Source organism: Bacillus sp. S4 (assembly GCF_040838205.1).
In the GTDB taxonomy this organism is placed as follows: Bacteria; Bacillota; Bacilli; order Bacillales; family Bacillaceae_G; genus Bacillus_A; species Bacillus_A cereus_U.
This window is the reverse complement of the sequence record NZ_JBFPJI010000102.1, coordinates 1-11,216: the sequence shown is the minus strand read 5'-3', so window position 1 is coordinate 11,216 and position 11,216 is coordinate 1. Positions and strand designations below refer to the sequence as shown.

Sequence of the window (11,216 nt, the reverse complement as noted above, 5' to 3'; positions counted from 1 at the left end):
CACTTTCATCCCATGCCTAAAGGCAATGGGCTTTCTCGTTCGGAAAGGGCTGTAATTTCAACATTTTCTATTTCCCCTTTCCTTTAGTTTCCACAAAACAGTACTCATATATATGTAGCAATATATTTATAATTATATTTTCCATCACTACATTTAATTTCCTTGTTTTTCCTAAAAAAAAGACACAGAGATTTCTCCCCATGCCTACTTATAGCTTTAAAAATTAACTACTGAATATTTTTATTGCGCTCTAATTGATTTTGAATTCCTGACCTATCAATTTGAATCCAATACTCTGCAATTTTTCCATCTTCTACTCTATACACTGCACTTGCTATTTGAATTATTGGAAGTCCTGTAGGTTGATATCCATCAATTTCTCCTACATGCATACCTACTTGTTTCCAACGTACATATACTTTACTTCCTTGTACTAAAAATTCTTGAATTTCTAAAGAAAAATCACCATATACTTCAACCATCTCTCTTACATGTTCGGCATAATCTTCAGGTGTTCTACAAACTGTTTGTTCTTCTTCAGATACAATTTGATGTGCCAATACTTTTTCTGCCATTAATTGATTTGCATAGTCAGGATGATTCCCTGAACGTACTTCATCAAAAAATTTTCTAACAATTTGTTCTGGCGTCATTTTAAAACCCCCTTATTAAGAAATCCAATACTAATCATATCATAGCTTATTGTAATCTAACTATTAAAGTAAACTGATTCGTGTATACAATAAAAAGATAAAATCTCTTCTTTCTTAAGAAATTCCACTTGTTCCCCCTGAAAATTCACAATAATAATTATCTACTTCTTTACCGCATGCACATAATGCACCGTCTCAAAAGCTTTTAAATAATCGTTTCGTCCTTCAAAATATAATGTATGAATATCCTTTGGTGCTAAGTGCTCATAAATGAGTAAGCCCGCCTTCTCTAACAGTGCTTCCATTTCGGTATAAGAAAAACACGATTTCATCGGTTCTCCGCCTACTGCAGCCATTTTCACCATTTTTTCAACTCGATTGGACAGCCCTTTTTCTGTAAATAAGTTTTCATCCGGATAATCGAAAACGATAGAACTCCCTTCTGGAACCATTTCGAATAAGCATTCTATTAAACTGGAAAGTTCCTCTTTCGTTAAATAATACGTAACACCTAAAAGACTAAAGAAAGTTTTTTTATTTTCAAATCCTTCATTGCGTAACTGTTCATAGGAAAATCCTTTCGTAAAATCCATCGAAACAAAATGAAGGTTATTTGGAATTTCAAATTCTGCTTCTTTCACTTTTACCTTCTTAGCCTGTTGCGTAGAAGGATGATCCACTTCAAATATTTCTATTTTATTTTCTAATTCTCGGTGCCTAAAACTGAACGTATCTAATCCCGCACCGAGTATGACGTATTGTTTTGCTCCTAGTGTAATTTCATGTAGTAATACTCGTTCACAATAGGCTGCACGTGCTAAAGGTGTTGGTGACAACTGAACTTGCGTAATCCATTTTAATATTTCTTTTGGATTGTCTTGAAACCGCTCTGCAATGTCTTTATTGAAAAAATGTATCCCTTGAACCATGTTCATTTCAATATTGTTACGCTCTTTTTGTGAAATTAAATTTTTAGCTACATAATCATCAAAGATTGTAGGATTATCAAATTCACTATGATACGCCCTTCCGAAAGCTGATACTAACGACGTTACACTTGCTTCACCTTTGTTCATGCACATACACTCTCCTTCATTTTCACAACAAAAATAGGGTCCCCCTGGCCAGGAGAACCCTATTATACACTTTATTTTTATATTGGTAAATTATAGCATAAATAAGTTTTTTTGTCAAGTTTTCAACCTACTACCACTCCGACAATTTGTGTATTATCTGGCAGGAAGATTTCAATCCACACCGAATACTCCAGATTATAACAATATAAATGGAGGCCATATGAAACGATTAGTCATTATTACAGTAGGAAAAACGCACAGCGGAAAAACTACATTTGCAAAAGAGCTAGAAAAAGAGTTACCTAACTCTTTCATTATGGATCAAGACAACCAAGCTGAATTTATTAACACATATTATGAAAAATTACAGCCGACAGAAGGAACGAATACACTAAAGCATGGTCTTTCAAAATTCATTGTTGATTATGCAAAAGAATATACAAATTTACACCTTATCATTTGCAACTCAAATAGAAGCCGAAACGGACGAATGTATTTGCTGAATGAGCTGTTTAAGGAAGAGGAATATGTACGCATACTCGTTCATTTTGACATTCCAGATGATGTACTTTATGAAAGAGTGGCTCGTAGTAAGCGAAGTACAAATATATTTAGAGGTAACTATTCTAATTTCAAAGAAGTGCTTAATCGCCAACAGGCTGAATCACTGCATGAAGATGTAGTACATCCTGTAGAAAATGAGGCTGATTATTTGTTTGTTATTAACGATAGTGAGGAAGTGAAATCTACTATAAAGGAAATCGTTCATATCTTTGAAGGTCTGTCCCTCATAGGTTAATCCCTTTTAGTCCCCTACCCCATAGCTAAGAAAAAAAGTTTAATAATCACAGATTATTATGCAAATGCTTCCTCTGGGCATCACACATGGTATATAATGATATAATAATCTGCTTTTATATGCTCAATTTTACACAATAGAGTGCATTCATAGGAAAGAGGTACAAAAATATGAAAACAAAACAAACAATCGCTGCGTCTACACTAGCTTTAGCAATGATTGCGGGATCTACCCCTACTCATGCAGAAGTAAATGATGCTACTCCCCAGCAAAGTACAGGAGATCGATTAGCTGAAATTAAGCAACATAGACAAGAGTTAGATGCGAAATTGCAGCAGCACAAAGAAAACGTGGATCAAACATTGAATGAACTTAACCAAGTTAAGGAAAATGTTGATACAAAGGTGAATGAACTACATGAACGTAAACAAGTTGCTGATGAAAAAATTAGCGAGATTAAACAACAGAAACAAGAGTTAGATGCAAAACTTCAGCAAGACAAACAAATCGCCGAGGATAAAATCACTGAAATTAAAGAGCATAAAAAACAAGTAGATGAAAAAGTTGCTGAAATTAAAGAGCATAAGCAAACTGTTGATGAAAAGGTTAACGAGATTAAAGAACATAAACAAACTGTCGATGAAAAAGTGAATGAAATTAAGCAACATAAAGAGAACATCGATCAAAAGGTTAATGAACTTAAGGAAGTTAAAAAACAGGTAGATGAAAAATTAGCTGAGTTAAAGAAAGCGAAACAAACTGCTGAGGACAAACTTGCTGAAATTAAAGAAAATAAGCCGAATACCGGTAACACGTTAGAGGAACTTAAGAAAATTAAAGGCAATTTAGATAGTCTTTCCGCTAACTTAGAACTAGCTAAACAAGATATAAAAAACAAACTAGCTGAATTAAAAGAAGCTAGACAAGATTTACTAAATAAAATAAACGAAATGAAACAATCGAAACAAACTGTTTCAGATGATTTAACAAAGAAAAAACAAGACTTAGATATTAAAATAAACGATTTTAAACATACTGAGAAAAAAATTGATGACAAATTAGCTGAGATACATACAACGCAGCAACATGTAGATAACAAGATTAATGAAGTATCACAACCTAAACAAACGAAAGTGGATAATAACACTACTGCTACTGTTCCTGCAAAAGATAATGCTAGAGAACTTCCTAACGCTGGTAGTGAGCAATCAAATAACGTGCCACTTGGAATGTTATCAATTATAGGCGGACTTTTATTAGTTACGCGCAACAAAATTAAAATGCTTTTCTCAAAATAATGCTATTATAACTATCTTAATATATTCTATAAAAAGGACAACCGCACATATGTGTACGGTTGTCTTTTTTCTTTATATTAACTTCCCATCTCTAAGCGTCAATATACGATCACATACATCAAGCATTCTTTCATCATGTGTAATCATAATTGCTGCTTTTTGACTTTCTTTCACTTCACGTTTCATCATTTCCACAACTTCACGTGCGCGTTTTGAGTCTAAGCTTGCAGTTGGTTCATCAGCTAATATTAAATCTGGATTGTTCATGAAAGCACGAGCGATTGCGACCCTTTGTTTTTCCCCACCAGATAGTTGATTTGGATAATGAGTTTTTCTTTCGCCTAATCCAAATGCTGCTAATAAGTGATTCGCACGCTGTTCAGATTCTTGTTTGTTATCTTTTTTAAGCTTAGCAATGTAAAGCAATTGTTCTTTTACATTTAAATATGGAACAAGATTTGCAAACTGGAAAATGAAGCCGATTTTTTTCAAACGAATGTCTGTCATTTCCTTTTGTGATAACTTCGTAATATTTTTCTCACGAATGTAAATATCCCCTTTTGACGGTGATAGTAATGCACCCGCGATTGATAATAACGTACTTTTCCCTGATCCAGAAGGACCGACGATTCCGATAAACTCTCCAGCTTTCACATCAAGCGACATCGGGTGAAGGGCTGTTACTTCAGTATTCCCTTCTCCGTACACTTTACTTACTTTGTCTAATTTTAATAATGAAGTCATTACATCCCGCCTCCAATTGCTTCTAATGCATCAACTTTTAATACTTGGTATAACGAAATAAGTGTTCCTAAAATACTAATTACGATAAAGATTGCTGCATATTGTGCAATCATCGGTGTTGTTAATAAGAACGGCATACCTGCTGGTAAAATTTGTTCTAACCCTTGTACAAGAACAATACTGATTATCATCGCCACAACTGATAAGAATAACGCCTGTACGACTAAGCTATTTGCTAAATAAGAATTTTTCGTACCGATTGCTTTTAATACACCTAATTGCTGTGTTTTTTGTAATGTAATTACGTAGAAGAATACACCAATTAGTAACGCTGCGATAACAAGTAAGAACGCAATAATCATCGTTAATGTTCCTTGTTCTTCTTTAAATCCTGGAATACTTTGTAATACTTCTTTTTTGTCGATAACATGTGCATTTTTAATGTCTTTATCTGTATTAAGTGCAATTGCACTATAATCTTTTTGGTTTGGTTGTGAAATAGCGCCCCATACGTCTTCATTTACATAAACGACTGGTGTATGGCTAAACATTTGATTTTTCGTAAATCCAACGATTTTAAATTCTTTCTTTGAAACAGGATCAATAATTGTATCCCCAATATCGATTCCTTTTTCTTTAATTGATTCATCAGCAACCATTTCATTGTTTGCTGTACCTAACTTCTCACCTTCTACAATTTTCGGTTCTAAAAATGAATCGCGTTCACTTGAGAAAATAGCGACATCAACTTTTTTCGAACTACCTTTCTTTTCATAAGTTGAATTTTTTACACGAAACGGAACGGCCTCTTTCTCGCCTACTTGATTTACTACGTTATCTACATCATCTTGCTTAATTTGTGAACGAAGTAATTTATTTTCCGCATCATCTGCTAATACAAATTTATTTGCCTCCATATTTTGAATCGATGAAGCATTATCATATGATAATCCATTTGCTAATCCTGAAATGACAAGGACTAAAAATGATAATAACACCATAATAAGTCCGATTAATCCATATCTTAATTTTGATTGTTTTAATTCACGCAGAGCTAAAAACATTTCGCTCGCTCCTTCCTATTACTTTCTATGCACTTATAATAAAAAAGAAATATGAACGGAATATGAACAGAAGATTACATTACAAAGATTAAATTTTCTGAAAGTATTGAAAATAACTAAAATCCTTGATACAATTCAGTCAAATAATATTGACCGAGTAATTTAATTCAAGGAGTTGATCATTTTGAAGCCCATGTTAACATTAACTACTTATAGCCAACTAAAAGCAATGAGCGATCCACTACGTGTCGAAATGATGATGCGTCTATGCGAACGTCCTTATACAGGACAACTACTATCTGAGAAATTCGGCATTTCAAGGGCGAAAATTCATTATCATTTAAAAGAATTAGAGAAGAATGGTTTTATAGAAATCGTTTATACAGAAGAAAAGAATGGCATCGTTCAAAAGTTTTATCAATCTGTCGCTAAAGGCTTCACCCCTGCCGCAGACCTATTACCTCATTTAGAAATATTAAGCGAATCAGGTCGCCAAATCTTTTTACAAATGACGGAAAGAACGAAAAGCCATATTCTCGCTGCACCAGAAGAAGCTTTTACATTACGAAAAGTAAGCGAAGACCCAGCTGAATGGAATTACGTTTCATCCTGCTGGGAGTTTGATGCCACGCCAGAACAATTTCAAGTGTGGGTGAAAAAGTTTTATGAAGTGATGGCTGAATTAAACGAGATCACAAAAGATGCGGATAAGGATCCAAATAGTAAAGCTTATTACATTTCTACTACTGCACTGCAAATCGATGAGCGAGCAATGCAGCGATTTGTTAAAAAAGAAGAAAAATAAACTTGTCGATGTTTGTCGGCAAGTCGATATCTCATGTCGAAACGTCGATATAATCAAAGTTGTGTTCGATATATCCTGATTTACGTCGATATAATTTCATTTACAAAAAAATCGTAATACGATTTTTTTTACACCGACGGTCAATTTTATTTTACCGAATAATTTTTTCATAAAGGAGTAGATTAAATGGACGTATTAAAAAACCGGAATTTCCTCTTATTATTTTTAGGGAGAATTTTTACAAACATAGGAGATAGTTTGTATTATGTAGCAGCGATGTGGCTCGTATATGAACTTAGTGGTAATCCTTTTTATTCTGGATTGGCTGGTTTCCTTACATTATTACCTTCTGCATTACAATTTCTTACTGGTCCATTCGTTGATAGATGGTCAATCAAAAACACCCTCGTCATCACACAAGTTCTGCAATGCATTCTTATATTAATCATTCCTATTACACACTACTTCGATCTATTAACAGTTCAACTACTACTCATCATTATGCCCATCGTAGCCTTTATCGAACAATTCGCCTATCCCGCACAATCAAAAGCTTTACCACTTCTACTGCATAAAACACAATTATTAAAAGGAAACTCACTCTTTTCATTTGCATATCAAGGCATTGATTTAATTTGCACGACTCTTTCTGGAATATTAGTAGCACTACTTGGCGCAATCACTTTATATGTAATTGACTCCTTTACATTCGCGATTACTGCCCTTTTGTTCTTTTCATTAAAAATGCCGAAACAAGCAGAAGCCAATACATCGCTTTCCACTAAACAATATTTCTCTGAATTAAAAGAAGGCTTTTCAATCGTCTTTCGTTCATTAATGGGCGTCTTCTTAATCGGTTCAGTTGTCGCTAATTTTTCAATTGGTATGACGATGGCGATACTTCCTTCTTTCGCTGATTCTTTAGGAGGCGTGAAATTATATGGCTTCTTTTTAGCCGCTATATCAGCCGGCAGTTTAATCGGAGCACTATTCAGTTCATGGGTTGGCAAACGTAATGTTGGCCGTGTCTCCATTATTAGCTTTGCGGCTGGCGCTGTCTTTTGGTTTCTCTCTACGATTGTACCGTTTCAATGGCTGTCTATTTTCTTATTCGGCTTAGCTTGGATTCCAATTGGTGCTACCAACATATTATTTGCGACGATCAGTCAAATGGCTATTCCAAATCAATATCTTGGACGCATCAATTCAGTCATGCGAAGTATGGGCACAATTGCTATGCCGTTCGGCTCTTTAATTGGCGGATATACTGCAAATGTATTTAGTAGCCAACTCATTTTTGCGCTCGCTAGTATCGGGATTTTATTTATTTCTCTCGTATGGCTACTTCATCCGAAATTACGTTCATTGCCGAAAGCTGATGAAATTACAGCGGATACTTTTGGGCTTCGGTTTAAGGAAGAGTGCGGGAAAGGTGCGGCTTTATAGTAAAAATAAAGTATTATCTAATCCGTAATGTGTAGAGATAATAAAGTTATTTAATTTTAAAATCTCAAACAAGCATAACCCCGTTCTAAATTTAGGACGGGGTTAAAAATATAGTTGCTTAATTTTGTATGTAAGATACTTCACTACACTAAAAATAAAACAATAAAGTCGTTTAAAAATCTAAGTTTTATTCAACAATAACGCCTTTAATGGAATAACTAGAACGCTCAGTCAACGATTTGATGGCCATGCCCCCTGCATTTTCCTTAATTGAATAATTTGGCCTGTATGATAAGCATCATGAAGCATGATGTCCAGTAATTTACCCTCAAGTGAATTTTGTTCAAGCTCTTTTTCGGAAATTGCACTCAACACCTGTCTTAAATTACGTTGAGCATTTTCAGAACGTTCAACGACTTTCTTCCATTCCTTATCACCATTAGATTGATTGGTAAGATAAAAGGTTTCATCACCGTCGAGATTATGTGTCCATTCACGGCCTTCCAAGTTTGCAGCAAGTCTCTCTTTGTAATAAATGAGATGATTAACGTTCTCCCAAATGGTTTTCATTCCCTCTCCAGGTGGTTTCCAGATAGCCTGTTCGGCTGTAAGTCCTTCTATAGCATGTTTAAACGGTGCATACCAACTCTCTTTATCGAATGTGGAATCTAGTCCGTTTAAAAACAAGTCAATTCGTTTCAAAGTAATATCCCCCTAAATAGTTAAAGTTTCAATAACATCCTTATAGCTCTGTAGGGATTCTACATTTTCAAATAAACTTCCTGCTAATCTTATTCCACAAATTGGCCCAATTGCGGAATAGAAGGACTCGCTTTTTTTAAATAACTTTTTGTCACTTTGCACGTAAGTGATAATATATCGACCAATTGCCAAAAATAAGAAGAGGCTGTTCCAAAACAGCCTCTTCCTTTTCATTTATTTCGGAAGCTCAACCTGAACAGTCGTCCCTTCCCCTTTCGTACTATATACCGAAACGTTTCCGTTATGGAGTTCAACGATTTTCTGCACAATCGATAACCCTAAACCGCTACCTTCTACGTTTCTTGCCCTTGCTGTATCCACTTTGTAAAAGCGATCAAATATACGATCCATTTCTTCTTTTTCCATGCCGATTCCGCTGTCTGATATAGAGATCATAACGCTAGACTCTAATTCTTCTACAGCAAATTCAACGGTCCCACCATCGTTTGAAAACTTAATGCTATTCGTAAAAATATTACTCCATACTTGATGAAGTAAGTTTTCATCACCTTTTATGACGATGTCCGGCACATCAAATTCGACGGCGATATCTTTTTCACGCCATTTCCATTCGAGCATAAAAATGACGTCTTTAATTTGCTTTTGTAAGTGAAACTCTTTAATTTGTAGAACTTTCTCTTCTTTATCTAATGAAGCGAGCGTAAGTAACTGTTTACATAAACTAGACATCCGCTTACTTTCGCCCTCAATAATTTTCAAGTAACGTTTTCTTTCCTCTTCACCCATATTCTCCGATTGTAATGTTTTCGAAAAACCTTGTATAGAAGAAAGTGGCGATTGAAATTCATGCGAAACGTTAGAAACGAACTCTTGTCTCATTTGATCTAATTCTTTAATACTTTTCGTCATCTTTTGAAAATTAGTTGCCAGTGTACCAATTTCATCTTTTCGGTTTTCATCTAATTCGATATCATATTCACCACTTGCAATCTTTTGAGTCGCTTTCGTAAATGTTCGAATTGGACGAACGATATAACCTGCTGCAATCGCTATAAAAATGATACTTAATACAACGATGAAACTAAGTAATACCGCTAGAAAAATTCTCATCTCACCAAATTGTTGCTGAATGTCAGGACGGATGAATAAAGCGTACTGTTTATCACCGTGTTTTAATGGGACACCGACACTATTAATTAATTCATTATCGAAAAACCCTGTAATGAACAAGCGGGTTGGATATGTAGAAACGCCATTAAACGTTTCACCTTGCAATACTTTATGAACTGTATCATCACTAATTGTTATCTTACGAAACGCATTCCCAATACGCTTTCCATGATTTTCGTCATCTACAATATAAATTTCATATCCTAATTTCGCAATAGACTGTAAGTATGCCTCTTTATTCTCTTCACTTTGCTTTTCATATAATGATTTTACTTCCTCAGCATACATTAAAATCTTTTCACTATTGTACGGTTTTAACTTCACTTGATAATATACATTCGTTAATAAAAAGCCAATTATACTACTAAGTAGCATAATCCCGACCGTCATAAAAACAAATCTAGAATACAATGATTTCATCTTATTTCAACTCCAACTTATAACCGAGTCCACGTACTGTTGTAATTTGAAAATCATCTGTTCGTTTTGAAAAACGATCTCTCAGCCGCTTCACATGAACATCAACCGTTCGTTCATCCCCTTCAAAATCCATTCCCCATACTAATTCAATTAATTCTTCTCTTGAAAATGTTCTTCCAGGATAACTAGCAAGTTGTGATAATAATTCAAATTCCTTTAACGGAAGCAAAATCGTCTGACCGTTACACTTCACTTCAAACCCTTTTCGGTCAATTGTCGTCCCGTGTAATGTAATGATATCTGCACTCAGCATTTGATAACGACGCAACAATGCTTTCATACGGAAAATTACTTCAGCTGGCTCAAATGGCTTTACAATATAATCGTCCGTGCCAGAAATGAACCCTTTTTCTTTATCAACTAACTGATCTTTCGCAGTTAATAATATAACAGGTATATCATGATACTTCCTGATTTCTTCACATAACGTATACCCATCAATAAACGGCATCATAATATCCACTATCGCAAGATGAATATTTTCTTTCTCTAATATGCCTTGAGCTACCTTCCCATCTTCAGCCTCAAAAACTTTAAACCCCTCTTTTTGTAAATGGTAATGTAATAACTCTCTAATATGCTTGTCATCATCAGCTAATAAAATATGTATCATCTTCATTAAACCCTCTCTTGTTCATCCTTCTACATTCTTACATTAAGAAACAATTGTACTTTTTGCAAGGAAAAGAAAAACAATTCCAGCATTAATTTTTTCATGGCAGTTAGCCAAATTTTAAAATCCATTACGTGAAATTATTTATGTTACTAAAGATACTACGTATTAGAACCGCAATACAGTACAACAGATCGTATGATAATGTATCTTTGGAATAAAGGTTCATTAATAATACCTACAAGCCAATATTTTACGATAAATAAAAAGAATCCGTTTTGAAATAGATTTTAAATAGACTAAACTAAGAAGAGGATATTACGTTCAATATATGAGCGTATATCC

At 34.5% G+C, this 11,216-nt stretch carries 11 protein-coding genes; 4 read left to right on the top strand and 7 right to left on the bottom strand.

The window, feature by feature from the left end; all coding sequences use genetic code 11:
- Window positions 1–227: 227 nt before the first annotated feature.
- Both AB3X48_RS12140 and AB3X48_RS12135 read right to left on the bottom strand, forming a co-directional pair.
- Entirely contained in the window at window positions 228–653 is a 426-nt protein-coding gene (locus tag AB3X48_RS12140) for an ester cyclase (protein ID WP_002066202.1), read from the bottom strand.
- A gap of 161 nt (window positions 654–814) precedes the next feature.
- Window positions 815–1,729, bottom strand: a complete 915-nt coding sequence (locus AB3X48_RS12135) for a class I SAM-dependent methyltransferase (RefSeq protein WP_133059506.1) — start codon at window positions 1,727–1,729, stop codon at window positions 815–817.
- 220 nt (window positions 1,730–1,949) lie between these two features.
- Between AB3X48_RS12135 and AB3X48_RS12130 the strand changes: the two genes are divergently transcribed.
- Window positions 1,950–2,528 (top strand): ATP-binding protein, encoded by a 579-nt coding sequence (locus AB3X48_RS12130; RefSeq protein ID WP_016105367.1) that lies wholly within the window; start codon window positions 1,950–1,952, stop codon window positions 2,526–2,528.
- A 170-nt stretch (window positions 2,529–2,698) separates the two neighbouring features.
- Window positions 2,699–3,826, top strand: coding sequence for an LPXTG cell wall anchor domain-containing protein (locus AB3X48_RS12125; RefSeq protein WP_088099258.1), 1,128 nt, complete (start codon window positions 2,699–2,701; stop codon window positions 3,824–3,826).
- Between the two features lie 72 nt (window positions 3,827–3,898).
- On the opposite strand, the gene AB3X48_RS12120 is transcribed toward AB3X48_RS12125, so the two are convergent.
- Together AB3X48_RS12120 and AB3X48_RS12115 are read right to left on the bottom strand one after the other, a co-directional pair.
- Window positions 3,899–4,570 carry an ABC transporter ATP-binding protein gene (locus AB3X48_RS12120; RefSeq protein ID WP_016105369.1) on the bottom strand — a complete coding sequence of 224 codons (672 nt, stop codon included), beginning with the start codon at window positions 4,568–4,570 and terminating at the stop codon, window positions 3,899–3,901.
- Window positions 4,570–5,634, bottom strand: a complete 1,065-nt coding sequence (locus AB3X48_RS12115; protein WP_002161171.1) for an ABC transporter permease — start codon at window positions 5,632–5,634, stop codon at window positions 4,570–4,572. Before AB3X48_RS12115 ends, AB3X48_RS12120 begins: the two co-directional genes overlap by 1 nt.
- A 184-nt stretch (window positions 5,635–5,818) precedes the next feature.
- Here AB3X48_RS12115 and AB3X48_RS12110 point away from each other — a divergent pair, with 184 nt between their 5' ends.
- Together AB3X48_RS12110 and AB3X48_RS12105 are read left to right on the top strand one after the other, a co-directional pair.
- Window positions 5,819–6,439: an ArsR/SmtB family transcription factor gene (locus AB3X48_RS12110; protein ID WP_088078892.1), complete on the top strand. Its 621-nt coding sequence runs from the start codon at window positions 5,819–5,821 to the stop codon at window positions 6,437–6,439.
- 186 nt (window positions 6,440–6,625) lie between these two features.
- Entirely contained in the window at window positions 6,626–7,885 is a 1,260-nt protein-coding gene (locus AB3X48_RS12105) for an MFS transporter (protein ID WP_016105372.1), read from the top strand.
- Between the two features lie 231 nt (window positions 7,886–8,116).
- On the opposite strand, the gene AB3X48_RS12100 is transcribed toward AB3X48_RS12105, so the two are convergent.
- The 3 genes from AB3X48_RS12100 to AB3X48_RS12090 all read right to left on the bottom strand — a co-directional run bounded on the left by AB3X48_RS12100 (window position 8,117) and on the right by AB3X48_RS12090 (window position 10,877).
- A complete protein-coding gene (locus tag AB3X48_RS12100) occupies window positions 8,117–8,587 on the bottom strand; it encodes a DinB family protein (RefSeq protein ID WP_016105373.1) in 471 nt (156 codons plus the stop codon).
- 234 nt (window positions 8,588–8,821) lie between these two features.
- Window positions 8,822–10,198: a sensor histidine kinase gene (locus tag AB3X48_RS12095; protein WP_016105374.1), complete on the bottom strand. Its 1,377-nt coding sequence runs from the start codon at window positions 10,196–10,198 to the stop codon at window positions 8,822–8,824.
- 1 nt (window position 10,199) lies between these two features.
- Window positions 10,200–10,877 (bottom strand): response regulator transcription factor, encoded by a 678-nt coding sequence (locus tag AB3X48_RS12090; RefSeq protein ID WP_002066188.1) that lies wholly within the window; start codon window positions 10,875–10,877, stop codon window positions 10,200–10,202.
- Between the last annotated feature and the right edge of the window lie 339 nt (window positions 10,878–11,216).

Coding starts and splice junctions, on each gene's coding strand:
- AB3X48_RS12140 (WP_002066202.1), bottom strand. CDS start 653: ATGACGCCAGAACAAATTGTTAGAAAATTTTTTGATGAAGTACGTTCA.
- AB3X48_RS12135 (WP_133059506.1), bottom strand. CDS start 1,729: ATGAACAAAGGTGAAGCAAGTGTAACGTCGTTAGTATCAGCTTTCGGA.
- AB3X48_RS12130 (WP_016105367.1), top strand. CDS start 1,950: ATGAAACGATTAGTCATTATTACAGTAGGAAAAACGCACAGCGGAAAA.
- AB3X48_RS12125 (WP_088099258.1), top strand. CDS start 2,699: ATGAAAACAAAACAAACAATCGCTGCGTCTACACTAGCTTTAGCAATG.
- AB3X48_RS12120 (WP_016105369.1), bottom strand. CDS start 4,570: ATGACTTCATTATTAAAATTAGACAAAGTAAGTAAAGTGTACGGAGAA.
- AB3X48_RS12115 (WP_002161171.1), bottom strand. CDS start 5,634: ATGTTTTTAGCTCTGCGTGAATTAAAACAATCAAAATTAAGATATGGA.
- AB3X48_RS12105 (WP_016105372.1), top strand. CDS start 6,626: ATGGACGTATTAAAAAACCGGAATTTCCTCTTATTATTTTTAGGGAGA.
- AB3X48_RS12095 (WP_016105374.1), bottom strand. CDS start 10,198: ATGAAATCATTGTATTCTAGATTTGTTTTTATGACGGTCGGGATTATG.
- AB3X48_RS12090 (WP_002066188.1), bottom strand. CDS start 10,877: ATGAAGATGATACATATTTTATTAGCTGATGATGACAAGCATATTAGA.